Raw genomic sequence first — 23,837 nt, 5'->3', positions numbered from 1 at the left:
TTTATGACAACTATATAAACATCTTATCACTATGTTTTTGTTCATTTTCCGAGTGCTTTATAAATGATATCATGAATTTCGGTCCGTATGCCATCTTTTAGCAAGGTGTTATTGTTAGCATCGGGATGCACCCGGTTGGAAAGAAACACATAAATCAAATCGTTTTCGGGGTCTGCCCAAACACATGTACCGGTAAATCCGGTATGTCCGAAGGTGGATTTAGGAGCTAAGCTGCCAGCACTGCCTCCCTTGCCTTTTTCAGGTTCGGGCTTATCCCAACCCCACCCTCTTCTGCTTTGAGAGGATTGGCGTTTGGTGAAGTCTTTGATTGTTTCGGGGTCCATCAAGGTTAAACCTCCATAAGTACCTCCATTCAGCATCAGCTGCATCATGACAGCGAGGTCATTGGCTTTGCCAAAAAGGCCTGCATGCCCTGCCACTCCTCCATACATGGCCGCGCCGGGATCATGCACGAAGCCTTGAATGAGCCTTTTTCTGAAAGCAACATCGTCTTCTGTGGGTGCAATCCACTCTTGAGGATATTTCCTGGTAGGATTAAATGTCATGGTGTAAAGCCCCAAGGGCTCATAAAAATTCTGCGTCAAAAATGCATCTAAAGTTTGATTGGTGACACTTTCTACCAAGGCTTGAAGTAAATACATGGTTAAGTCGGAATATACGTAGGTATGCCTTCTTCGGCCAGGTTCTAATTTGCGCAAATCTGATTTTACCGTCCATACCCATAAACTGTCCCTGAGACTATTGATACCATACATATTGTTGGATACGGGAAGACTGTAGGTAGGTAAGGGCTGTTCACTATAGTATTCTGCTTTCCATGTTCTGCCGTCAACTGTTTTGGCTTGGTGGGGAATATAGGCTACCAAACCAGCTTCATGCGCCAAGATATCTTTGAGGATCAGATTGCCCTTGTTAGTGTTTTTTAATTCGGGTACATACTTGGAAATAAGCTGATCCATATCAATCATCTTCCGGCTTGCCAAAAACATGACCGCCTGTGTAGTGGCCAAAACCTTTGTAATGGAGGCTAGGTCGTAGACAGTTTCTGTACTGACTGCTTTGGTTTTTTGATAGTCATAGAACCCATATGCCCGTTCAAATACCACTTTTCCATCCTTGGCTACTAAGACTACTCCGCCCGGAAAGGCACGTTTGGCGATGCTGCGCTGCATGACCTCATCGATTTGATTCAATTTGGCAGTGTTTAGTCCGACCTCTTCAGGCAGAGAATAAGATAAGCGGTCTAAGCCTCTCATAAATCCTCCGGATCCCATGCGTATTTCATTGCTGACGGATACCGGTAAAATCCCATGCGCATTCCTAGCTCCAAAAATTATTTCAGGTGCCAGTTTTTGGGTAAACTCATTATTTTCAAAGGCAATGAGGTGATGTGGGAAATCCTGCATTTGCTTGGCTGCATAGGCATTGCCAAAAAGTACAGTCACCACATTTTTGGTCTGACTTAATTTTCGGATAAATGCCATATCAGATTGTTGGATACCAAAAGCACGGGAAGGACTATTGGTCACTCCAAAAATTCCAATCACTACAGTATTGACATGTTCCAGTTTTCGCTCTAGTGCTTGTTGGCTACTTGCATCTGCCCCTTTAGAAAGGCTGAAATGCTGAAATGGAGCGTATTTACCTAAATATTCCTGAAAGAGTTTGCCATCCCCTCCCAAGCTAACAGAGGCAAAGGATTGCAAGTCCAGGTTTCTGATGGGTAAAAAGTTGCCTTTGTTGGAAGTGACGGTGATTGCTTCTGCATAAAGTTTTTCGGCAATCAGTTCTGTAGAAGGTTGGTTGAGTCGGTCTACCAGGGCTTTGGTGTCTATGGTGGGTGTTGCTCGCAATCCGGCCCAGTATTTTGCTTTGAGCACTTTGCGCACCCGCTCATCGATTTCTTTTTGGGTGATTTTACCATCAGCCACTGCTTGGATGATCAGCGCTTTAGCTTTGGCTACATCTTGGGAATAGAGTAGAATATCATTTCCAGCCAACAAAGCGAGTAGATCCACTTCTCCCGGCTTATGAAAACTTGCCACTCCTTTCATATTCAAGGCATCTGTAAACACCAGCCCATTGAAATTCATTTGCGTTTTGAGTAGGTCGGTGACTACGTACTTGGACAAAGTGGTGGCTTTATTCCGCTCCGAATCCAAGCTGGGGATGTGAAGATGGGCTACCATAACACTCATCAAGTCATTGTCAATGAGCTCCCGATAGGGATATAGATCAATGTCCTTGATTCTGTTTTCGGAATGTCTGATGACAGGAAGCGTGTAGTGTGAGTCTGATTCTGTGTCTCCATGGCCAGGGAAATGCTTCGCGTTGGCAATCACTCCATGGTCTTGAAGACCTTTCATGTACGCAAGGGACTTTTTGGCTACCAAGCGCTTTTCTTCTCCAAAAGCCCTGTACCCGATTACAGGATTGTTCGGATTTGAATTGACATCCACCACTGGTGCAAAGTTGATATGCATACCCATTAATTTGAACTGTCGCGCCATTTCTGCGCCCATGTTGTAGATCAGTTTTTCATCAGAAACAGCTCCAAGTGTCATCGCTTTAGGAAAGCTTAATACAGAATCCAAGCGCATACTGATACCCCACTCTGCATCCATGGCGATGAAAAGAGGTACTTTAGAAATGGATTGGTAATAATTGGTCAGGTTGGCCTGCCGCACAGGTCCACCTTGGAAGAAAATCAATCCTCCTAACTGTTGGTCTTGGATGAGTTTGGCGATTTCCTGTTTGTGCCGCTCATCTTTGTTAGAGTAAGCTGCCACCATAAATAACTGACCCAGTCGCTCCTCAAAGCTCATAGCATGGAAGACTGAGTCTACCCAGGAAGTTTGCTTACGCTGATCTTTGGAGGCCAAAGGGTCACGCTCTTCCCGCTTACGGTCCTCATGGCTTTTTTCAAGGCCCAAGACCGCATCAGACTGAAAAATTACAACTGCAGCCAACAGGATTATCCAAACTTTACCTCTCATCCAAGTATTTAATTTTTATTGCTTAGATTTTAAAATAACTTTGTATGAATATACATCGTTTTGTACAAACATACACGGAAAAAACGTAAACAATGGTTGTATATTTGATAAGTAGAGCCAGTTTTATTTTTTCCGTCCCAAACAGATTAAATCCGAGTACGCATGAAATTTCCTTCCATCTTCAGGACATCCCAGCCGATGCGGTTTGAAATCAAGCCTCGCTATTACGACCCCGTAAAGGAAGAGATTGAGCAACGAACTGCCCAAATCAAAAGAGAATTACAAGCGGAGGGGGCCTTACCTATTGAGGATGAGGACGAAGACAATTTGCGCAGAAATTACGGAGGGTCGCTTCGGGGAGCATTTTCATCCGGTTCCCAACTGAAAGGAAGAAAAACAAGCTCTTTGCATAGTGCCGGACTTATCCGGATGGTGATCTTTATTTTATTGATCGGGGGTTTGTTTGGCTATATTTATTATGGGCCAGAAGTTTTTTACATCCTTTTGTACGCGGTCATGGGAATATTCGGTTTTACCCTTTTGTTGAAATTAAGAAGAAAACGTAATTAATGAGTGATATTATCCATCTGTTGCCAGATGCCATTGCCAATCAGATAGCGGCAGGGGAAGTGGTGCAGCGTCCAGCGTCTGCTTTGAAGGAATTGATGGAAAATGCTATCGATGCTGGTGCTACTGTGGTTAAGGTGGTGGTCAAAGATGCAGGAAAGGCACTGATTCAGGTAATTGACAATGGCAAAGGTATGTCTATGACAGATGCCCGGATGTCCTTTGAGCGCCATGCAACTTCCAAAATCAGGACTTCAGATGATTTATTTGCGATTCGGACCTTTGGATTTAGGGGAGAAGCTTTGGCCTCAATTGCGGCAGTAGCCCAAGTGGAGATGAAGACCAAGCAGCAGGGTGCAGAATTGGGAACTTTGTTACAGATCGAAGGTTCCGAGGTCAAGAAGCAAGAACCTGTCGCAGTGCCAGAGGGGACCAGTATTGCTGTCAAAAATTTATTTTTCAATGTTCCCGCTCGAAGAAATTTTCTCAAGTCAAACCCAGTAGAAATGCGCCATTTGGTAGATGAGTTTCAGCGAGTGGCTTTATCCTATCCTGAGGTAGCATTTACTTTCCATCAAAATGACATGGAGTTTTTCAACTTGAGCAGTGGAAAACTCAGTCATAGGATTGTCGGTATTTTTGGAAAAACCTATCAGGGAAATTTGGTATCCTGTGCAGAAGATACTCCACATCTCAAAATCAAAGGATATATTGGCAAGCCGGCTTCTGCCAAAAAAAGCAGGGGAGAGCAGTTTTTCTTTGTCAACAACCGATACATCCGCAATAATTACCTACATCATGCGGTGGCCAATGCCTATGAAGGCTTGATTCCGGGCGATGCTCATCCTTTCTATGTGCTGTTTGTGGAGATTGATCCTTCACACATCGATATCAATGTGCATCCGACGAAGACTGAAATCAAATTTGATGATGAGCGTACGGTGTATGGAGTCATCCGGTCTGCTGTCAAACAGGCTTTGGGGGCCCATCATGTGATGCCTACCTTGGATTTTTCTTTGGATGTTAACTTTTCAGAGAATATTGGCAGGGATGCTGACAAAAGGGATGCCCTTCGCGATGAACACCGATACAAGGGGGAAGATGAGCGTGGAGCGGAAGTCAAGTATAAGAATTTTCAGTCGCCTTCCTTTCAAAGACCATCTGTTTCCGGTTGGGAAAAGTTATTTGAAGGAGCTGAAAAATTCAATGCTCCTAGTAAAGAAATTTCTACTGCTAGCAGTGCCCTAGATGATTTGGACGTATTGACCTTTTCCTCTAAGGCTAACGAAGAGCCCGCAAAGAGTCCACTTAATTTTCCTGATCCAAGAGAGACGGAAACGGGGACAGTTTTTCAGGTGGATGGCAATTATATCGTTGCACAGATGTCTTCCGGGCTGATCATTATCGATCAGCAAACGGCCCATGAGCGAGTCTTATATGAGCGCTACCAACGCCAACTGTCCAAAGCAGCCGGTTCGTCTCAGCAATGTCTGTTCCCGCAACATGTACAATTAAGCCCATCTGACTTCGTATTGGTGATGGATATCAAGGATGAGTTGCACAGCTTGGGATTTCAAATCGAAGAATTCGGAAAAGATACGGTGTTGATTCAGGGGATTCCAGCAGATACGCCTATGACAAATGAAAAAGCATTGTTTGAAGCATTGTTGGAGCAGTTCAAGCATTTTAAGTCTGAATTATCCTTGGATACCCGTGAAAATCTGGCCCGCTCTATGGCTAAGCGCTCATCTATTAAGCGTGGAGCAAAACTCAATCCTGCGGAAATGGAGTCTATGGTCGGGCAGTTATTTGCCTGTCAAAATCCGAATTATGGACTTTCCGGGAACAAAACCTTCGTCAAATTAGATTTACATAAGATACAAGCCTTTTTTCTTAAATAAGCTATGTTCAGAAACTTAACTCCTGTAGTAAAAAACCTGCTCTTGATTACGGTGCTGATTTATTTTGTTTCAGCCATGATCATGCCCCAATTGAAAGCCATTGGTGCGCTTTATTATATTCATAGCAGCAAGTTTTTGCCTTTTCAGTTTCTGACGTATATGTTTTTGCACGCTGATGGATGGCATTTGTTTTCGAATATGCTTGGGCTGTTCATCTTTGGACCTTTATTGGAGCAGTATTTGGGTCCTAAAAAACTCCTGACCTTATGGCTTGTCTGTGGAGTGGGTTCCGGCTTGCTGTACTCGGGCTATACCGCCTATAGAATGAATTCATTGGATCAAGAGATAGCTGCATTCAACAATGATCCTACGCCGGAGCGTTTCAATGATTTTGTCAAAGAAAATAGGCATTTATTCCGAACGGGAGTATTTGATTTTATTGATAACTTTAGCAGAAACCCTGAAAGCAAAGAGTTGAAGCAACGTGCTCGGGAAAATATGAGCCAAGTCAGAAATATTCAAGCGAATATTCCGATGGTGGGTGCTTCGGGTGCATTGTTTGGGGTATTGATAGCATTTGGAATGCTGTTTCCTAATACGCAGCTATTCCTGCTGTTTCCACCCATGCCGGTAAAGGCAAAGTACTTGGTTTTGGTATATGGTTTGTATACCGTTTACAACGTCATCAATAATAATCCGTTAGATAATGTGGCGCATTTTGCTCACCTAAGCGGATTGGTGATTGGAGCGATTTTAGTAACTTACTGGAGAAAAAAACGAGATAGTTTCTACTGATATGATGTACGGAGGATTTTGGCATAATTTGAAAAACGCATTCAAGGAAAGCAATAATAGTTTGTTCAAAATTATTGCGATCAACTTGATGGTGTTTGCAGTGATGTTGGTGTTGCGGGTGGTCCTAACCTTGGCTGGTTTGGGAGATGTTTATCAATCCTTCCGTTCGGTTTTGATGGTGCCGGCTTCTTTGGAAAACTTGATTATTCAGCCTTGGTCTTTATTGACCTATATGTTTTTCCATGAAGGTGTCTTTCATATCCTTTTCAACATGCTCTTCCTGTATTGGTTTGGCTTGTTGGTACACGAGTATCTTGGAAGTAGAAAGTTAGCCAACCTATACATTCTAGGTGGCTTGACGGGTGCTATGTTGTATATCGTCATGTACAACCTATCTCCTTATTTTTCTAACACTGTAGATGTAGCCCGAATGCTGGGTGCTAGTGCTGGTGTTTATGCAATCGTGGTAGGTGCAGCTACCTTAGCTCCGAATACCACTTTCCATTTGTTATTGCTCGGCCCGGTCAAAATCAAATACATCGCTATTTTTTACGTACTGATCGCTTTTGCCAATTCAATTGGTTCCAATGCGGGCGGCGAACTATCCCATTTGGGAGGTGCGCTTCTTGGTTTCCTTTATATCAATCAATTGAGAAAGGGAAAAGACTGGGGTATCCCCATTCAGGCCATTGGTTTGTTTTTCGAAAACCTATTGAAAAAACGCCCAAAAGTCCGTGTTTCCTATAGAAAGCAGAAAACGCCTACGTCTTCCTCATCAACAGCCAGTAGCAGCTCTAGCAGTAGTTCTAAATTTGAAGGATTTACTACCAACAAAGGAAGTAATCCGCTCCGAAGTGGAGGAAAAGAAGCTACGCAAGAGGAGATCGATGCAATTCTGGATAAAATTGCTGATAAGGGCTATGAAGCGTTGAGCAAGGAAGAGAAGCGAAAATTATTCGAGTTTTCGAAGAAGTAATCTTTACAACCCAAAAACCAATCCTACCCGTAAGACTGGTTGTCTGGTGTTTTGGCTTTGAACTTTAAATTCTGTATTTAAGCCAATTCCGTCAACGAGTGCAATCATGGCTCCTAGGCCAAAATTTCCACCCGGTCTAGTTTGGTTCAAGCCTGGGATACCCGGTTGTAGATTGATCCAATAGTTGCTATAACCACCCAATACATAGACTTGAGATACTCCTTCGGTCAGGTAATAGCGCAGGTCCATATTGAAGTTCATACTCCGTCCGACCTGTGGAAACCAATAGGTGAAATTGGGGGCAAGAGCAAATTTATCTGCAAAGAAATACTCTACACCTGCATTGGCTCCAAAATCCTGAATTTGGAGTTTATACTCACCACCCAATTGTACTCGAAAGTCTCCTTGTTCCTGTGCTTGCGCAATCGCAACTACACCAAAAATCAAGCAGATGATCACTAGCTTTTTCATAGATTTTTTCTTTGTTTTCAAATTAGGTAAAAAATGAAAGTTCCCCAAGCATGGTGAGGGATTTATGTGTAAAAGATTTTTAAATCATCAAATTCTTCTTTCATTTAAGAAATAGTAAGGTAGTCAGATGAAATTGAGAATTAATCGCTAGCTTGTATTTTTGTGAAAAATTAGCGGTAGATGGCAAAGAAGAAATTTAAAGATGTGGTCAATCAATCCGATGAATTGGTATTGGTGGATTTTTATGCGGATTGGTGCGCGCCCTGCCAAACGATGAACCCTTTGTTGGAACAGGTTATTGCAGAGTTGGGAGGCAAAGTCAAACTTTTTAAACTCAATGTGGATCGTAATCCTCAGGTAAGTTTGCAATTTGGCGTGCGCTCGATTCCGCATTACATCTTGTTTAAGCGGGGAAAAATCTTGTGGAGAAAAGGTGGCTATATGACCAAGCGGGATTTGTTGCAGGCCATGAAGGCTTTTGTTTCGTAATGACAATTGAACATTTTTCTGTGAAACTTTAACTAGAAAAGCCCGAGAACTAGCGCTCTCAGGCTTTTAAATGTAATTAATGGCGTTAATTTCAGCCTTTCTTTTTTATTTTTTCCAGCTGGCTTTGCCACCTTTGGCGGAATCCACCGTAATGCTGTAATTGCTGTTACCGCTGACGATCCAACGAACTTTTACAGCACCCATGCCGGGGATATTGTCAACCGAGATTTTTTCAGGATTGACTTTTTGCTCTGCAAGTTTGTTGAAATCCTCGTTTTCTACCACAAAACCTGCCACAACTCTGGCACCGGAAATGCTGATATAATCCGGACGCTCAATTTTGTATTTCAAATCTTGAGAAGAGTGTGTTGGAATCATGCGCTCATTGTAGATCGTCGCTGTGATCTCACGTAAGCCCCCGTCCAAATCTTTTTCTTTCACATCAGAAACAGAAAGCTTGGGAGTATGGTAAGCATGAAGAATCGTAAATGCGGCATTTCTGTGGGCATCTGTTTCCATCAAGAAACCTGGATGTAATCTACCAAAGTTCTTTTTGAAACCTCCGATTTCGATTTTGCCATATTGAGGATGGTCATACTCCTCCCAATTGACGAATGCATCACCGAATAGTAAGTAGTCGTCAGCTTTGAACTGTTCATCCTGATTGTTTCTTCCAGCATTTGTATGGAAATACAAGTAAGAAGTCATCAACTCATTCGAATAGGTGAAAATACCTCTACCTCCATAGAACCAATCTAGCTGTCCACCAAATACTGAGTAAAGATCTTTGTACACAACCAAATATCTGTAGCCCGGCATAAACTCTTCTCCTTTTTTAGCGATGGCATCATATACGCGTACATCTGTAGCATTGTATGTACCCAAATCCTCTTCAGCACCAGGGCCTCTAAGAATCATCCCTCCATAATTGTGGTAAGATTGAGCTGCTGCAATGTTTGGATGCTTCATGACGAAATCCACTACTGCTCTATTTTCAGGCACGGAGAATGGATAGCGTAAAGCTCCTGATTGAATGTAGTCAGGTTGCCAGTTCCAACCCCAGTCTCTGTTAGGGTCATAGTATCCGATACCATCATCGTTCACAACCCCGTCTCCATCTCGGTCGATACCTTCATAGCCCAGCATTTCGTATTCACCCTGTTGGTCAGGACCGACCATTACAAGTTTGCGCGGATCCATTTTATCTTTGATAAATCTACCGGTAGGGGATTTACGGATCATCATGGTGATATGACCATCCTTATTCAAATCATCAAAAGGATCTTCTCCAAATTCTCCATCACGGTCATTATCAAAAATCATCATTCCCGAACGTGGGGAGTTTTGATTGTTAGCTTCTTTGATGAAGTAATCATGTGCATCTGGGTTGATCGTAGGAGCAATGTAGAAGGTTTTATCTTTCAATAATTGAGTAATAAAATCTAAATCCCCATACATCTCTGCCAAATACCAAGCGGTGTAGAGGGTAAACTCGGTGCCTTGGATCTCATTGGAGTGGATGTTTCCATCAATCCACATGGCGGGTTTATCCTCAGCTTTTCCTGTGCTGAAGTCAGTTATGGTTAAGACCCAAATGTCATTGCCTTGGTAAGATTTTCCAATGCTTTGGAGCTTGACGATATTGGGGTGCTTTTTGGCCATATCCTTCATGATTTCTTCCAAAGCCAAGTTGGTGTGGTAGCGGTTCCATGATACGGGAACTTTGGGATTATGAGGGGTTCCAAGTGCACGGAAATATCTTCCGTCAGCTACCTGTGCAGTGGATTCCTGTATGCCCGTGAAGCACAATGCTGCTCCGATCAGGCCTGTATATACTAAATTTTTAAATTTCATGGCTTGATGGATTAAAGTTTCACGTTTAACGTAGCAAATCCTGTATGTGCTGCACCTGCTTTGATGTCAACACTTCCCGAGCCTTTTACTACCCAAGTCAACGTGGTCTTGTCAAAAGCGTCGATTTTATTGATCAACTTGATTTTATCACCGGCAATTAAGTCTTTCGCATCGCGGTTGATATCTACCCGAACTCTTCTCAACCATCTGGATCGCACACCCATGTCAGAGTGTGTTGGCAGTGGGGAGTTATTGAACAGATCGACGGTGATGCGTGTCAGGCCATTGCTTAATTTTTCCGTTTGCAGGTTATGAAACTCCAATTTTGGACTCATCTCCGCGAGTTTCAAGATGAACTCATTGTGTTCTTTTGCAATGTCAGCTACTTTTTCAAATGGAGGATTGTACATGACAAATGGCTTGATACCTCCAACTTCCACTTTTTGACCGGGAAGGTCCGGATGGGAAACGGACTGCCAGTCCACAAATGCATCTATGCCCTCACTGTCTGCCCAAGCAAGGAAATTTGCTTCTGCATTTGGATTTGATTTGCCATCGGCATCCTTAAACTCAGGTGCCCACCATCCTGGTGTAGAGAAACTTAATCTTCCAAAGTGGAAATATGCCCACTGGAAGAAATCTCCGTCAGTACCTTGGTTAGTCTGATTGTATGCTTTTGGGGTTACTGTTTTGTTGTAAATTCCAGAAACCATGCTGTTGATGGCCACATCTTTTTCCAACATAGAAGTTACGATTCTCTTGCGTGCATCCGCCGCATTGTATTTCAATGGAGAAGATAAGTTATTCGCAGGAGAGAAGGTGAAAATTGCGAAGATATTCCACTGATCAAACAAATAATCCAACATGGCTCTTCCTTCTACTTGGGAAACAGCAAAGTCACCTGCTAGTGGAGTGAAAATCGGGAATTTGTAGGTTAAGGAACGGTTGAAGGCAATTCCTTCTTCTAAGTCCTCACCAAATTTGCCATCTTTGTCATTGTCACGGGATTCGGTCATCAAGAGGTGTGTACCTCTTTCTCCCTTACTTCTGTCTGCTTTGACCATTACGCGGGGATCTTTTTCATGTACATAATAGTCACCCATCGGGCTTTCTACACGCATCATCGTGATCAATCCATCTTTATTGAGGTCAACATAGCCATCCTCAGAAACTTGCCCGTCTCTATCGTGGTCTACTTTTGCGGCATTTCCTCTTCGCTCGTATTTTAAAGATGCATGGTATTGCTCATAAGCATCTGGTGACATGTTGGGAAATATGTAAAAGGTATTTCTATCCAGTGTCGCACTGTTGTCTTTTACCAATGACTCGGCAAATTGAAGTGCTAGTTCTACGCTCAATACGTGGAAGCCTTCCACTCCGCCGACCACGGCAATGGCAGGTTTGTTGTCAAGGTCGCCTTTTCCGACTTTGAGTACCCAAATGTCTTTTCCGCCTTCAGTCTTGGTTAAGGAACTGAGTTTGGCTGTGCTGCCGCTACCCGAGATGGCTTGCAGCCGTTGGGTCATTTGGCTAAGGGTAGGATAATCCCGCTGAGCCAAGGATTCGGCCTGAATCGCAAACAGCATTCCAGCACCGGCAACCCATGATAGTAGGTTTTTCTTCATAAATTATCAGGTTATATTCCGATTGATTTGGATCAGCATGAATAGCTAATCGAGCCCTATGTTACGAAAAAATTATCGCTCTTGGGAATGCCCTTCGTCTAGCACGACTAAAGCTTTGCTAAGTGGTAAAAGTGTTGGATAAATGGGAGGAAGTATTTGCCATTCCTCAAACTCTTTGATTTTTCTTACCCAAAAGCAAATAAAATTGGTATTTTACCCCATGAAACTTTGCCGTTATGTTTAAAAAGATTGCCCTTGCCATTGCTTTTTCTCCTCGTTTTTCAGCTTTGATAGCTGAAGCCAAACGTCTTTCAGAGGTTTTTGATGCTGAACTGGTCCTGATTCATGTTGGGGAACAAGATGAGTCCCAAATGAATATGTTGACTCAAATCCTGAAGGATATGGGAATTCATCAAAAGACAAAAGTTTTTTGGGAACAAGGAAAGCCTGCCAATAAAATCATGGAAGTATGTGAAAAACAAGGGGTGGACTTACTAGTTGCGGGCGCTTTAAAACAGGAGGGCTTACTACAATACTACATTGGGTCTATAGCCCGGAAGATTATTCGTAAGTCTAAATGTTCTGTTCTCATACTGATTGAACCATTGGAAAAGCCAACCCCTTTTGATAAGGTGGTAATCAATGGGACGCAACAAGAGCAAACGCCCCGTGTTATTGCGAGGGGATTAGACTGGTGTAAGGTTGATCAGGCCAAGCAGGTATTTATCGTGAATGAAATTAAAATGTACGGAATGCAAATGGCCACAGCTGGAGAAGGAGGAGAAAGTGAAATAGCCAATACCCGAAGGAAGCTGGTAGCGGAAGAAGTGGCTTATGTGGAAAATATTTTGAAAGGATTGGATAAAGGGAATTTGAAAGTACATATCAAAATTACCTGTGGTAAATGGGCAGTGGAATTGGCGAGATTTGCAACCGACGTGAAGGCTGACTTATTAATAGTAGGGGATGAGGGAAAACTTGGGTTATTGGACCGATTGTTTCCCCATGATTTGGAGGAGATTCTCAGTGATCTTCCTTGTAATTTATTAATCGTCAAAAAGTAACCGTAGCATGGAACATTTATCACATCAAGATGTAGTCAATCTATTTCTGATGCTTGCAGCCATGTTGCTGTTGGCGAGAGTCTTTGCGGAAATTGCACAGAAGTTTAAGCAGCCTGCGGTAGTAGGTGAATTACTTGCAGGGATTTTATTGGGTCCGACGATATTGGGTACATTTTTTCCGGAGTTTCACGAAACACTCTTTATGAGCAATCCTAACGCAAACTTGGCTCTGGATGGTTTTGTGCAAATAGCGGTTGTATTGTTGCTGTTCATTGCAGGACTAGAAGTCGAGTTGCATTTGGTTTGGTCTCAGGGAAAATCTGCTTTGAGTATCAGTTTGCTTGGATTGGTAGTGCCATTTGTTTTGGGCTTTGTATTCCCGTACTATTTTCCTGAGTTCTTTGGCTTGGCGGAGGGGGATCGATTGCTGTTTTCACTCTTCATGGGAACAGCCATGTCGATTACTGCACTGCCGGTCGTGGTTCGGATTTTGATGGATTTGGATTTATTCAAAACTAAAATGGGGATGCTGATAGTAGCTTCTGCCATGGTCAACGATATCATTGGATGGTTGATTTTCTCCGTGATTCTATCCTTTATGGGCAAAGCAGGAAACCTGTCTTTGATGCAGACGATTGGCATCACACTGCTGTTTACCTTTTTTATGTTGACCATCGGGAAGTTTATCATCAACAAAGCATTGCCTTGGATCAATAAAAAGTTAGCATGGCCAGGTGGGGTACTATCCCTTTCCATGGCGTTTTGTTTTATGGCTGCTGCGTTTACGGAATGGTTGGGAATCCATGCGATTTTTGGAGCCTTTTTATTGGGTGTTGCCTTAGGAGATTCCGAACATATGTCTGAGCGTGCCAAAGAAATTGTGCATCAATTTATCAATAACATCTTTGCGCCGCTTTTCTTCGTATCTATCGGCTTAAAGATTAACTTCTTTACCAATTTTGATTTACTGCTTACACTTGCCATCCTAGTGATTTCTTTTGCAGGAAAAATTGTCGGTAGTGGATTTGGCGCTTACAAGGGAGGCTTCAATGTCAAAGAATCATTAGCGGTTGGTTTTGGAATGAATGCCCGTGGTGCGATGGAAATTATTTTGGGTTTGATTGCGTTGGAAAATGGATTGATCGGGGAGAAGCTCTTTGTGGCCCTTGTGATCATGGCCATTGTAACCAGCATGAGTAGTGGTCCGTTGATGAAATGGTCATTGAAGGCTGCGAAGGAAGAACAAGCTGCGGCCACCTAATTCGATCAATCAATGATACAAAGATTCAATTGGTAAATTGCAACCAAAGGCAGTACTTTTGGTTTCTATTTGGAATAAGACGTTACTAAAGATATATCATGAGTAAAAATAAAGCTAAAATTGGCGTATTGCTCGTCAACTTGGGTACTCCGGATAGCACGGCTACAGGGGATGTTAGAAAATATTTGAGAGAGTTTTTAATGGATGGGCGAGTGATTGACTTTCCCTTCATTCCGAGATGGATGTTGGTGAATTTGATTATTGCACCATTCCGATCTTTTAAATCTGCGGCTGAATATAGAAAAGTCTGGGAAGAAAGAGGTTCTCCTTTGATGTTCCATACAGTGGACCTGAGAGATAAGGTGGCCGAAAAACTGGATAAGGATAAGTATGTGGTCGAAATGGCCATGCGCTATCAATCCCCAAGCATTGAGGAGGGTTTGAAAAAGCTGAATAAAGCCAATGTCAGAAAGATCATTGTGATTTCTTTATTCCCTCAGTATGCTTCTGCAACCAATGGTTCTGTAGTAGACAAAGTGATGGAAATTGCCCGTACCTGGCAGATCATTCCTAATATCTCCTTTGTAAATAATTTCGTGGATCATCCTTTATTCTTGGAAGCTTGGGCTGAATTGGGGCGTGAGTGGATGGCTAAACAGGAATATGATAAATACCTGTTTTCTTACCACGGCTTGCCTGCAAGACAGATAAAGAAAGGCTCAGTAGATAATTATTGTCAGTTGAGTGATAAATGCTGTGGAAATTATACCAAGAAAAACCAGTTTTGCTACAGAGGGCAGTGTTTCTACACGACCCGCCTGATTGCGGAGAAATTGGGAATTCCTATGGAAAAAACCATCACCTGTTTTCAGTCACGACTAGGCAAGGATACCTGGATTCAGCCGTATACTGAAGATGTGATCGAGGAATTGGCAAAAGATGGTATCAAAAAAGTGTTGGTGTTCTCTCCAGCATTCGTAGCGGATTGCTTGGAAACTACCGTGGAAGTTGGACAGGAATATAAAGAAGAATTTATCGAATTGGGTGGGGAACAATGGGATCTGGTACCAAGCTTAAATTCCAATGATACTTGGGTGGAGTGTGTGAAGGAATTGGTGGAGGAGAATAGTTGATTTGAGGGATATTGGTTGATATTAGATATTGATTGATATTATATGCAGTCCTGAAATGAAATAAGGTTGAAATAAAGTGGAAATAAGGGCGGTGGGTTAATGAAGACGATTCGTTTCCAGGAAATTGTAACCGCGGAGATCTCAAAGTTTTGCGCAGAGGGCGCGGAGAGGTGTTTTGGAAAGCTTGAGAGTGATATTCTTAGTGGATTGAAATAAGGTTGAAATAAAGTGGAAATAAGGATTGAAATAGGGGTGGTGGGTTGTAAAGGGCGATTCGTTTCCAGGAAATTGTAACCGCGGAGATCTCAAAGTTTTGCGCAGAGGGTGCTGGGAGAGAGAAATATTCTTTGGGTTCTTTGTGTTGCCTTTGCATCTTTGCGGTTTAGAACAAAAAAGGTGGAAATAAAAAAGTTGGCCCAGAGTAATGGGTTTTTGTTTTTTGGGATTTTGTTGGTTGCTTTTAATTTGCGGCCTTCGATCACAGCTGTAGGGCCTTTGATTCCAATGATTCGGGAGGATTTGGGTTTGAGCAATGGCTGGGCTGGTTTTCTGACTACCTTACCTTTGTTGACATTTGCGACCTTTTCCTTGTTTTCGGCAGCAATAGGCAAGCGCTTGGGGAATTCGCAAGCGATTTTTTGGGCCTTGATACTCATTTTAGCAGGTACAATTCTACGAGTTCAGGGAGGTTCATGGCTTCTGTTTGTGGGGACTGGCATCACAGGGGTAGGGATTGTCATTTGTAATGTGCTTTTGATCCCATTGATTAAAAACCGTTTGCCTCACAAAATCGGTGTTGCCACGGCCTCCTACACTACCGGGATGACTTTATTTGCGGCGATTGCATCGGGGATTTCGGCTCCTTTGGCGTTGGACTTGGATTGGGGCTGGCGAGGTTCTTTGTTGTTTTGGGCTGTGTTACTCCTTATCGGAATTTTGGTTTGGGCTCCTCAAGCAGCTGTCAAGATTCAAGGAAAGCAGCAACAATCAGATATTCCCAAGGTCAATGTATGGAAATCCCGCTTGGCTTGGCAGGTGAGTCTGTTTATGGGAGTTCAGTCTTTATTATTTTTTACCATCGTAGCGTGGTTGCCGGATATGATGATTGATCGGGGATTGAGTCCTGTGGAGGCGGGTGTGTTAATTTCGGTGATGCAATTGGTGGGATTAGTAGGATCTTTTTTGGCGCCGATTATTGCGGTGAAGTTCAAAGATCAGGTGGGGATGGTTTTGGTTTTGGGTGGGATGTATGTGATTGGATTCATGACCTTGTTTAGTGGAAGTCTTTGGATCAATTACGCTGGTTTGACCTTAGTTGGAATTGGTTTGGGTTCTAGTATTTCTTTAGCCTATACCTTGATTGGTCTGAGAACTGATGCCGAACAAACCACTGCCTCTCTTTCAGGCATGTCTCAATCGACGGGATATTATCTGGCCGCATTGGGTCCTTTACTATTTGGAATTGCTTTTGATATCTGGCAGGATTGGAATTTGTTGATTTATTTGCTGCTAGTTTGTAGCTTATTGTTTACCTATTTTGGGTGGAAATCAGGTGTTGCGAAAAAAATTTAGAGAATGGTTTTTACCATGAAGGAATTAAGGGTATTAATGTTTTTCTTCATGTTCCTTAACTCCTTAATGGTTTCTCTTTTTCGAAGAAATCTTGTTCTGTGGATTTTTTACCATGAAGGAATTAATGGGATTAAGGTTTTTCTTCATATTCCTTAACTCCTTAATGGTTACTCTTTTCCGAAGGAATCTTGTTCCATGGTTTTTTTACCATGAAGGAATTAAGGGTATTAATGTTTTTCTTCATGTCCCTTAACTCCTTAATGGTTCGTTTTTCCTTCAAAAATCTCGGTCTATGGTTTTGTTGCCATTAAGGTATTAAGGGTATTAATGTTTTTCTTCATGTTCCTTAATTGCTTAATGGTTACTCTTTTCCGAAGGAATCATATTTCAGGGTTTTTCTAACAAAAAAAGCCCCGCTTATGCGAGGCTTGTTGTTATTGGTGGGCGAGAACCACTTTTTCTTTAAACTTCTTCAATTGTCTCCGGAGTGCTTCGACGGCTTCGTCCGTAGCAGCTTCGAAGGAGTCCGCTTGTTGCTTGGCAAAGAGTATTTTGCCGGGCACATTGAGTTTGATTTCTACAATTTTATTTTCATTCTTTTCGTTTTTGTCAAGTCTCATAAAAACTTCACCATCGACAATGCGGTCGTAAAACGTATCCAATTTATCCGCTTTTTTCTGGATAAAGTCGATCAGCTTTTGGTCTGCGTCGAAATGGATGGAATGCATTTGAAGTTTCATAACATTACTGGTTTAAAGTTAAACGTATATTAAGCTTTCGGATGTGCTTGGTTATACACAGCCTTGAGTTTTTCCATAGAATTATGCGTGTACACCTGCGTTGCAGCGAGGTTAGCATGTCCCAAAAGGTCTTTCACTGCATTGAGATCTGCCCCTTTGTTAAGCAAGTGGGTGGCAAAGGTATGTCTCAACAAATGCGGACTTCGCTTGGTCGTTTGAGCAAAGAGATCTAAATAATGTCTGACAATTCGATATATCATCATAGGGTATGCTTGCTCCTTCTCTTTAGTAACGATAAAATAGTCACTTTCTTTTGTATTCGGAAATGTTTCTTCAAATACTTTTTTGTATGAAATTATATTTTCCTGAAGCCTCGAAATGATGGGAATTATTCTTTCTTTTTTGCGTTTTCCGAATACCTTGACTTGCTGCTGGGCTAGGTCTATATCTTTCCATTGGAGCTGAGTAAGTTCTGAAAGACGTACTCCTGTCAAATACAAAAAATCCATGACCATGCGGTCTCGCTGTCCCTCAAAGTCGATAGGATAATTGATTTCTTCTAGGATTTTATCGATGGCCTCCTCTTGGACAAATTCAGGTAGTCGCTTGGGCGTTTTCAGCGCTTTGATTTTATAGGTTGGGTCTTTGGAGATTTCACCTGAGCGGAGGAGAAACTTATAAAATGAGCGGAGGGTGGCTATTTTTCTATTGATAGATGTTGGACTCAACTTGGTATCCACTAAATCAATCACCCAAGCTCGGATTTCGGCATGTTCGGCCAAGCTGATATCCTCCTTTTCAAAGGATGTCTTACAAAACTCCGCAAACTGCTCCAAATCCTTACGATAAGCTAAAACCGTATGCGCACTCGCCCGCTTTTCGTATTCCAAGTAATTGATAAATGATTCTACCATAGGAAAATGAAGGTAAGGGAAATTTGTAAAAAAATCGCCCTCAATCAAATCCGATTGAGGGCGATTTTTTTAAAAGCTCTCCTACTCTCAGTACTTCAGCTCCTCATCTTTGGTCCAGATGCCCCAGTAGGCCCCCACATCACCTTCTGCCCCCACTTTCCACGACTCATCAAAGGAAGAGAAGTAGTGCATGTCTATGTTGTCCAATTTAGACTAGGTTTGCCTTTTGATGAAGGATTTCATAAATATTTCAATGACAGGTACAGCTCGATTCAATTGAGTTCAAGTGTTGTCTTACGAACCTAGGAAACTGCTCTAAATCCTTAAGGTAAGATAAAACCAAATGCGCACTAACCCGTTTTTCGTCCTCGAGATAATTTATTGATAATTATGGTTAATATGTTTTAAAATGTTTTCAAATTGAAGATAATTCGGTCATTAATAGTTTACATATTCAAAAAAAATAAAATAATTGATAGAATTATAATAAAACAAAAAAAAATAAAAAAATTAGGATATTAAACTAAAGATTTAACAAATTTATTTCATAGATTTGAAATTCATAAACCAAATTAAAAAGTATGAAAAAGAATCTATTTATCTATCTATCTATCTATCTATTTTACTTTTAGGAGTAGTAGTGATTAGTTCCTGTCAAGATGCTGGACAGGATGATTTTTTAGTCCAAGAGTTATTGGAGATCAATAAAGGCAAAGAGTTAAGTGAGTATGAAAGCAAGTTAAAAGAGTTAAGTTTGTTTATGGGAGAAGTCTTAAAAGATTATGAGGCAAGAAAGGAATTGTTTGAATTTATTTTGGTCCCAGAAATCACATTATAATGTTAGGTAAATCGTATTTATATGTATTGGTATTTATACTATCACTACAATCTGTATATTGTCAATCATCTTCTAAATTTTCCTTTAGTGCGGGTCCGGGATTGCAGACCATTATTTCAAAAGATTTAACTGTATTTGGAGGTTTTATTGGAGCGGGGTTTGATCTGAATGAAGATTTAAATCGATGGCATGTTAATGTCTTAGCTACAAAATTTTCAACAAGGCCATTAGGGGAAGAAATCAATAGCTTTAGGGGTTGGTCTTCTAATTTGCAAATTGGAAGGATTTGGACTACTGGAATGGAAGTTAATCAACATAAAGTTCAGCTAGGAGGAGGAATTCAGGGAGTGTTTAACTTTCATCAAAGACAATATAATATGCCTGGTTTTGGAGCGTATTTCAAAGTTTTAATTCCTATCTTGACCTTAAATAATCAAAAACCTGTTTACCTTATGTTTGAACCTTCTTATTTTGGAGATGGAATAATTAGAAATTTTTTAGGTTTGAATTACCGGTTATAGAATTTAGTGTTGAATCTCTTAGATGATGCCAAACATCTAGGATTTATGTTGCAATGTGTAGAGTTTGGTAGGTTATGCTTTCAATATATTAATTGTTTTAATGGTTAGAAAACACCCTTTATCAATTTTGATAAAGGGTGTTTTCTTTTTAAAAATCTTTACTCCTCAGTACATCAGCTCCTCGTCTTTGGTCCAAATGCCCCAGTAGGCACCTACATCACCTTCTGCCCCCACTTTCCACGACTCATCAAAGGAAGAGAAGTAGTGCATGTCTATGTTGTCCACTTTGGACCAAGTTTGCCTTTTGAAGAAGGATTTCATAAAGTTTTCAATATTTTCTTATCCGTATGGAGTTTTTATCGACAACTGTAAAGCTATTAGAAAAATCAATACCTCTAGTTATAAGGTCAAATAAAATTTCGCCAATAGAAATAGGGCTAAAATTTCATAAAGCTTTCGCTCTGATTTCATAGACCAGCCCATCCTTCTCAAGGTCATTCAAATAAGAATAAACAGCAAGTAGATCTTCTTTTGTCAATAAAGGGTAAGATTGTAAAATCATTTCTTCTGACCAGCCATTAGCTAGTCTATCCAAAATAAACTCGATTGAAATGCGCGTACCTTTGATAATAGGTTTGCCCATTAGCACATTTTTGTCAGAAACAATCCGTTCTTTCCAATTCATACATCAAATATACTAAATGCCTTGAATAGTAGATTGATAAATTATTTCATTGTCAATAACCATGAGAGCGTTATTAAAATCTGTTGATCATTGCCCTCAATCAAATCCGATTGAGGGCAATTTTTTTAAAAGCTCTCCTACTCAGTACTTCAGCTCCTCGTCTTTGGTCCAGATACCCCAATAGGCACCTACATCACCTTCTGCTCCGACTTTCCACGACTCATCAAAGGAAGAGAAGTAGTGCATGTCTATGTTGTCCACTTTGGACCAGGTTTGCATATTGATAAAGTACTTCATAAAGTTTTCATCGGAAGGGACAGCTCCATACAGGGGAGTGCCTTGGCTTGGCCATCCTGTTTCGGTGATGATTACCTTTTTGCCTTTGCCAGCTCTTAGCGCTCTCTGATACATATCTTTGATATACACCAAGGAGTACTCCTGCATACAGCCTTCCCAGTATGGGTAGCAATTGGCCAAAATCACATCGCAAGCGTCAGTAATGCGAGGTTTCAGTTCAAACTCATAATAGGCATCTACATAGCCTACCGGCACTTTCGGAATGGCTTGTTTCACATGCTCAATAAAGCCTAGTAACTCATCTTCCGTTAGGTCTTTACGGTACATTACCTCATTGCCGACAGCTGCGATATCTACATAACCCTCCTTAGCCAACTTAATTAATCCGGCCACTTCTGCTTGGTTGATAGCATCATCTTTCCCCAGCCAAGCTCCTACAAGTGTTTTCATCCCAAGCTCTTTGGCGATGATAGGAATCAATTCATTTCCCTCCGTACAAGAAAATGAGCGCACCCATTTCGTGTAAGGGCGAATGATTTCCAGTCTTCGGCGAACTTGCTCTTCCGTCAGTTGATCACCCGGTTGTTGACCCTCTACATAAGGGCTAAAGCATAATCCGTGCATTCCGGACTCCAGTACTTCATTGTAAAGTGCTGAAAGTTCTTCTTTGGATAGTCCTTCAAAATTACGTCCCGTCAGCGCCAGGACTTTGTCAGCATTAAATGACATAGTAATCAGTATTTTAGTTGTTCGTGTTTATTCCATAAACCCCAAGATTGGCCTACATCTCCTTCCTGTCTTACTTTCCAAGATTCGTCAAATGAGGAGAAGTAGAAGAGTTCCACCTGGGATTCCTTAGCCCAGCGTTGGGCATTGATAAAGTAGTGTACAGCATTCTCTGCCGATGGTTCGGCTGCGTGCAGGGCTGTGCCTTTATCCGGCCAGCCTGTTTCGGTGATGATCACTTTCTTTCCGTTGGATGCATTTTTAACCAATTCATACATGTTGCTTAAATGGCTGCTCGCATGGGAAATATGAATTCCTTCCCAGAACGGATAGCAGTTAACCAAAATCACATCGCAGGCTTCCATGAGTTGAGGATGGGAAAGGAATTGATTGTAGGTATCTACATAAGCGACTGGTACATGGGGGATTTCCTTTTTCACATGATGGATATAGGCAATGAGTTCTTCTAAGGTCAGGTCACCTCTCATCAGTACTTCATTGCCAATCACAGCAATATCCACCAAGCCTTCTTTAGCGAGCGCCACCAAAGAGTTGATTTCTTGTAAATTCATCTCTTTATTCGCATCAACCCAAGCTCCGGTCATGGTTTTCAAACCAAACTTTCGAGCAGCTTTAGGAATCAGTTCGTTGCCACCGGTGCAAGAAAAAGAACGTATCCACTCCGTATGTGGAGCGATGATTTCCATTCTTCGGTAAATCTGTTCTTCGCTCAATGGGTCGCCAATTTGTTGTCCTTCTAAGTATGGGCTGAAACAGATACCATGGAGACCACTTCCTAAGATTCCATTGAAAAGGCTTTTCACTTCCGCAGGTGAATGTGCAGTTAGGTCTATATCTGTTTTCAAGGCTTCCCGTTGTGCGACTACCAAGGATGTTTCGGATCGGTAAAGTGGGATGGTTACTTCAGTTTTTCCTGTTTTTCTGGCATTCAATTCCGCACGGATCTGATTGGCTCGTTCTTCATCTACATCGTAATCATGCATGAGGTACATAGCTGCCATGGTTCCAAGCATGGGTAATCCAGAGAAGAAGATCCTTAGCCCATCCACAGCACCTTCTGGCTGTACCGCAGCATTGCCATCAAATCCTACCACTGTCAAAATCACCCCGCTCAAGCCACCGGCAATGGCGAAACCAAACTTCACCATATACCAATAGATTGCTCCAAACACGCCTTCTCTTCGGACTCCGTAATTCAATTCGTCCAAGTCAATGACATCCGCAGTCATGGACATCATCAGCACAAAAAGACTTCCTATGCCAAATGAGTGGAAGGGTAGGGAGAAAATAAACATCCAAGGTTTTCCGGGTACAAAAAGAAACCATAAAGAAGCATAGCCTATCAAGGCAATTCCCTGAGATACCATGAAAGCGTTTTTCTTTCCAATTTTTCTTGACATAGCTGCTACAATCGGGATCACAATAAAGGTGGTCACCAATGCGCCTACACTACCAAAAATCGGAGTCCAATAACCTGCTGCTCCAGCATCTCCATTAAACAAATGCCATACGACGATGAAGAATACAAAACCGGCTACGGTATTGAATGCATTGAAGATAAAAAATGTAGAAATGCACAACTTGCGGAATGGCCTTGAAGCAAAAGCTTCTCTAAATCCTTTGATAATCTGCGCAACACTATCCCCAATAGCATTAAATGTAAGTGGGGAAAAATTTTCATTTTTGGTAGATTTACTGGAGATGAAAATCGCTGGAATCATCGCACAGACAGAAAAGACGACAGCTACCCAGATGGACAATTGGCGCGTAGCAGCTTCTGGGCTTGGAAACCAGCTAGGATCGTACATGATCACCCAAAACCAGGGGGCTATTACCCATGCCCATTGCCCTATCCACTGGGCAATCGCCATAATCTGGGTACGCTCGTGAAAGTCTTCACTCATTTCGTATCCCATAGCGACATATGGCACACTGAAAATGGTCAAGCCTATGTAAAAGCCAAATGAACCTAGTAAGAAATAGGTGAAATTATAGCTTACACTATTTTCTCCGTATAGTTGCCACATTCCTGTGAAAGCAACTCCCATGATGATGGCTCCAAGAAATACATATTGACGCCTTCTACCCCAAACGGACTTTGTGTTGTCAGAGATGAAGCCCATGATAGGGTCAGTTACAGCGTCAAGTACCCGTGGGAGGAAATAGACTACCCCCCACATCCATCCGGGGAATCCCAGATTTTGTACCAGCACGACCATAAATATTCCTAGTGAAGCGGGAAACATTTGGTTGGCAAGCATGCCCATCCCGAAGGCAATCTTTTGCCCCATAGGGACTGTACGAGCGGTTGTTGACATAATTTTGGGTTGTGTGGTTAATTGTAATGGTATGTCAGTGGTTAAAGTGTAT

Annotated in this window: 22 protein-coding genes; 11 read left to right on the top strand and 11 right to left on the bottom strand. The window is 41.9% G+C overall.

Annotated features, from left to right (window positions below; genetic code table 11):
* Positions 1 to 41 precede the first annotated feature (41 nt).
* Positions 42 to 3,017: a glycoside hydrolase family 3 N-terminal domain-containing protein gene (locus IE080_RS04625; RefSeq protein ID WP_189579275.1), complete on the bottom strand. Its 2,976-nt coding sequence runs from the start codon at positions 3,015 to 3,017 to the stop codon at positions 42 to 44.
* A gap of 162 nt (positions 3,018 to 3,179) precedes the next feature.
* Between IE080_RS04625 and IE080_RS04620 the strand changes: the two genes are divergently transcribed.
* The 4 genes from IE080_RS04620 to IE080_RS04605 are packed head-to-tail and all read left to right on the top strand — an operon-like array spanning position 3,180 to position 7,256.
* Complete coding sequence (locus tag IE080_RS04620; RefSeq protein WP_189579274.1) at positions 3,180 to 3,587, top strand: hypothetical protein; 408 nt, start codon at positions 3,180 to 3,182, stop codon at positions 3,585 to 3,587.
* Positions 3,587 to 5,485: a DNA mismatch repair endonuclease MutL gene (gene mutL / locus IE080_RS04615; protein WP_189579273.1), complete on the top strand. Its 1,899-nt coding sequence runs from the start codon at positions 3,587 to 3,589 to the stop codon at positions 5,483 to 5,485. Before IE080_RS04620 ends, mutL begins: the two co-directional genes overlap by 1 nt.
* A gap of 3 nt (positions 5,486 to 5,488) precedes the next feature.
* Entirely contained in the window at positions 5,489 to 6,280 is a 792-nt protein-coding gene (locus tag IE080_RS04610) for a rhomboid family intramembrane serine protease (protein WP_189579272.1), read from the top strand.
* 4 nt (positions 6,281 to 6,284) lie between these two features.
* Positions 6,285 to 7,256: a rhomboid family protein gene (locus IE080_RS04605; RefSeq protein WP_189579375.1), complete on the top strand. Its 972-nt coding sequence runs from the start codon at positions 6,285 to 6,287 to the stop codon at positions 7,254 to 7,256.
* A gap of 3 nt (positions 7,257 to 7,259) precedes the next feature.
* Here IE080_RS04605 and IE080_RS04600 read toward each other — a convergent pair whose 3' ends face one another.
* Entirely contained in the window at positions 7,260 to 7,727 is a 468-nt protein-coding gene (locus IE080_RS04600; protein WP_189579271.1) for a hypothetical protein, read from the bottom strand.
* 180 nt (positions 7,728 to 7,907) lie between these two features.
* On the opposite strand from IE080_RS04600, the gene trxA reads away from it, so the two are divergent.
* Positions 7,908 to 8,216: a thioredoxin gene (gene trxA, locus IE080_RS04595; protein WP_189579270.1), complete on the top strand. Its 309-nt coding sequence runs from the start codon at positions 7,908 to 7,910 to the stop codon at positions 8,214 to 8,216.
* A gap of 105 nt (positions 8,217 to 8,321) precedes the next feature.
* Here trxA and IE080_RS04590 read toward each other — a convergent pair whose 3' ends face one another.
* Together IE080_RS04590 and IE080_RS04585 are read right to left on the bottom strand one after the other, a co-directional pair.
* Positions 8,322 to 10,070 carry a M14 family metallopeptidase gene (locus tag IE080_RS04590; RefSeq protein WP_189579269.1) on the bottom strand — a complete coding sequence of 583 codons (1,749 nt, stop codon included), beginning with the start codon at positions 10,068 to 10,070 and terminating at the stop codon, positions 8,322 to 8,324.
* An 11-nt stretch (positions 10,071 to 10,081) separates the two neighbouring features.
* On the bottom strand, positions 10,082 to 11,695 hold the full coding sequence (locus IE080_RS04585) for a M14 family metallopeptidase (RefSeq protein ID WP_189579268.1): 1,614 nt from the start codon (positions 11,693 to 11,695) through the stop codon (positions 10,082 to 10,084).
* Between the two features lie 236 nt (positions 11,696 to 11,931).
* On the opposite strand from IE080_RS04585, the gene IE080_RS04580 reads away from it, so the two are divergent.
* From IE080_RS04580 to IE080_RS04565, 4 genes are all read left to right on the top strand, one after another.
* Positions 11,932 to 12,759, top strand: a complete 828-nt coding sequence (locus IE080_RS04580; RefSeq protein ID WP_189579267.1) for a universal stress protein — start codon at positions 11,932 to 11,934, stop codon at positions 12,757 to 12,759.
* A 7-nt stretch (positions 12,760 to 12,766) separates the two neighbouring features.
* On the top strand, positions 12,767 to 14,020 hold the full coding sequence (locus IE080_RS04575) for a cation:proton antiporter (RefSeq protein ID WP_189579266.1): 1,254 nt from the start codon (positions 12,767 to 12,769) through the stop codon (positions 14,018 to 14,020).
* A gap of 98 nt (positions 14,021 to 14,118) precedes the next feature.
* Positions 14,119 to 15,153, top strand: coding sequence for a ferrochelatase (hemH, locus tag IE080_RS04570; protein WP_189579265.1), 1,035 nt, complete (start codon positions 14,119 to 14,121; stop codon positions 15,151 to 15,153).
* A gap of 402 nt (positions 15,154 to 15,555) precedes the next feature.
* Positions 15,556 to 16,725: a CynX/NimT family MFS transporter gene (locus IE080_RS04565; RefSeq protein WP_373295119.1), complete on the top strand. Its 1,170-nt coding sequence runs from the start codon at positions 15,556 to 15,558 to the stop codon at positions 16,723 to 16,725.
* A gap of 434 nt (positions 16,726 to 17,159) precedes the next feature.
* On the opposite strand, the gene hpf is transcribed toward IE080_RS04565, so the two are convergent.
* The 3 genes from hpf to IE080_RS19420 all read right to left on the bottom strand — a co-directional run bounded on the left by hpf (position 17,160) and on the right by IE080_RS19420 (position 18,722).
* Complete coding sequence (gene hpf / locus IE080_RS04560) at positions 17,160 to 17,465, bottom strand: ribosome hibernation-promoting factor, HPF/YfiA family (RefSeq protein ID WP_189579264.1); 306 nt, start codon at positions 17,463 to 17,465, stop codon at positions 17,160 to 17,162.
* 29 nt (positions 17,466 to 17,494) lie between these two features.
* A complete protein-coding gene (locus IE080_RS04555) occupies positions 17,495 to 18,379 on the bottom strand; it encodes a tyrosine-type recombinase/integrase (protein ID WP_189579263.1) in 885 nt (294 codons plus the stop codon).
* Between the two features lie 250 nt (positions 18,380 to 18,629).
* Positions 18,630 to 18,722 carry a hypothetical protein gene (locus IE080_RS19420; RefSeq protein ID WP_229800500.1) on the bottom strand — a complete coding sequence of 31 codons (93 nt, stop codon included), beginning with the start codon at positions 18,720 to 18,722 and terminating at the stop codon, positions 18,630 to 18,632.
* A gap of 210 nt (positions 18,723 to 18,932) precedes the next feature.
* Between IE080_RS19420 and IE080_RS04545 the strand changes: the two genes are divergently transcribed.
* Entirely contained in the window at positions 18,933 to 19,217 is a 285-nt protein-coding gene (locus tag IE080_RS04545) for a hypothetical protein (protein WP_189579262.1), read from the top strand.
* Complete coding sequence (locus IE080_RS04540; protein ID WP_189579261.1) at positions 19,217 to 19,738, top strand: hypothetical protein; 522 nt, start codon at positions 19,217 to 19,219, stop codon at positions 19,736 to 19,738. The genes IE080_RS04545 and IE080_RS04540 overlap by 1 nt, the downstream gene beginning before the upstream one ends.
* Positions 19,739 to 19,903: 165 nt before the next feature.
* Here IE080_RS04540 and IE080_RS04535 read toward each other — a convergent pair whose 3' ends face one another.
* From IE080_RS04535 to IE080_RS04520, 4 genes are all read right to left on the bottom strand, one after another.
* Positions 19,904 to 20,059, bottom strand: coding sequence for a hypothetical protein (locus tag IE080_RS04535; protein ID WP_229800499.1), 156 nt, complete (start codon positions 20,057 to 20,059; stop codon positions 19,904 to 19,906).
* A gap of 124 nt (positions 20,060 to 20,183) precedes the next feature.
* Positions 20,184 to 20,423 carry a DUF433 domain-containing protein gene (locus IE080_RS04530; RefSeq protein ID WP_189579260.1) on the bottom strand — a complete coding sequence of 80 codons (240 nt, stop codon included), beginning with the start codon at positions 20,421 to 20,423 and terminating at the stop codon, positions 20,184 to 20,186.
* Between the two features lie 141 nt (positions 20,424 to 20,564).
* Positions 20,565 to 21,449: a glycoside hydrolase family 17 protein gene (locus IE080_RS04525; RefSeq protein WP_189579259.1), complete on the bottom strand. Its 885-nt coding sequence runs from the start codon at positions 21,447 to 21,449 to the stop codon at positions 20,565 to 20,567.
* Between the two features lie 5 nt (positions 21,450 to 21,454).
* Positions 21,455 to 23,785 carry an MFS transporter gene (locus IE080_RS04520; RefSeq protein ID WP_229800498.1) on the bottom strand — a complete coding sequence of 777 codons (2,331 nt, stop codon included), beginning with the start codon at positions 23,783 to 23,785 and terminating at the stop codon, positions 21,455 to 21,457.
* Between the last annotated feature and the right edge of the window lie 52 nt (positions 23,786 to 23,837).

Origin of the sequence: Mongoliitalea lutea (genome assembly GCF_014652135.1) — a bacterium.
GTDB classification, from domain to species: domain Bacteria; phylum Bacteroidota; class Bacteroidia; order Cytophagales; family Cyclobacteriaceae; genus Mongoliitalea; species Mongoliitalea lutea.
This window is presented reverse-complemented; position numbering and strand designations above follow the sequence as displayed.

Excerpts from the sequence above, each read along its gene's own strand:
- IE080_RS04625 (WP_189579275.1), bottom strand. The coding sequence starts at position 3,017 with ATGAGAGGTAAAGTTTGGATAATCCTGTTGGCTGCAGTTGTAATTTTT.
- IE080_RS04620 (WP_189579274.1), top strand. The coding sequence starts at position 3,180 with ATGAAATTTCCTTCCATCTTCAGGACATCCCAGCCGATGCGGTTTGAA.
- mutL (WP_189579273.1), top strand. The coding sequence starts at position 3,587 with ATGAGTGATATTATCCATCTGTTGCCAGATGCCATTGCCAATCAGATA.
- IE080_RS04610 (WP_189579272.1), top strand. The coding sequence starts at position 5,489 with ATGTTCAGAAACTTAACTCCTGTAGTAAAAAACCTGCTCTTGATTACG.
- IE080_RS04605 (WP_189579375.1), top strand. The coding sequence starts at position 6,285 with ATGTACGGAGGATTTTGGCATAATTTGAAAAACGCATTCAAGGAAAGC.
- IE080_RS04600 (WP_189579271.1), bottom strand. The coding sequence starts at position 7,727 with ATGAAAAAGCTAGTGATCATCTGCTTGATTTTTGGTGTAGTTGCGATT.
- trxA (WP_189579270.1), top strand. The coding sequence starts at position 7,908 with ATGGCAAAGAAGAAATTTAAAGATGTGGTCAATCAATCCGATGAATTG.
- IE080_RS04590 (WP_189579269.1), bottom strand. The coding sequence starts at position 10,070 with ATGAAATTTAAAAATTTAGTATATACAGGCCTGATCGGAGCAGCATTG.
- IE080_RS04585 (WP_189579268.1), bottom strand. The coding sequence starts at position 11,695 with ATGAAGAAAAACCTACTATCATGGGTTGCCGGTGCTGGAATGCTGTTT.
- IE080_RS04580 (WP_189579267.1), top strand. The coding sequence starts at position 11,932 with ATGTTTAAAAAGATTGCCCTTGCCATTGCTTTTTCTCCTCGTTTTTCA.
- IE080_RS04575 (WP_189579266.1), top strand. The coding sequence starts at position 12,767 with ATGGAACATTTATCACATCAAGATGTAGTCAATCTATTTCTGATGCTT.
- hemH (WP_189579265.1), top strand. The coding sequence starts at position 14,119 with ATGAGTAAAAATAAAGCTAAAATTGGCGTATTGCTCGTCAACTTGGGT.
- hpf (WP_189579264.1), bottom strand. The coding sequence starts at position 17,465 with ATGAAACTTCAAATGCATTCCATCCATTTCGACGCAGACCAAAAGCTG.
- IE080_RS04555 (WP_189579263.1), bottom strand. The coding sequence starts at position 18,379 with ATGGTAGAATCATTTATCAATTACTTGGAATACGAAAAGCGGGCGAGT.
- IE080_RS04540 (WP_189579261.1), top strand. The coding sequence starts at position 19,217 with ATGTTAGGTAAATCGTATTTATATGTATTGGTATTTATACTATCACTA.
- IE080_RS04535 (WP_229800499.1), bottom strand. The coding sequence starts at position 20,059 with ATGAAATCCTTCTTCAAAAGGCAAACTTGGTCCAAAGTGGACAACATA.
- IE080_RS04530 (WP_189579260.1), bottom strand. The coding sequence starts at position 20,423 with ATGAATTGGAAAGAACGGATTGTTTCTGACAAAAATGTGCTAATGGGC.
- IE080_RS04525 (WP_189579259.1), bottom strand. The coding sequence starts at position 21,449 with ATGTCATTTAATGCTGACAAAGTCCTGGCGCTGACGGGACGTAATTTT.
- IE080_RS04520 (WP_229800498.1), bottom strand. The coding sequence starts at position 23,785 with ATGTCAACAACCGCTCGTACAGTCCCTATGGGGCAAAAGATTGCCTTC.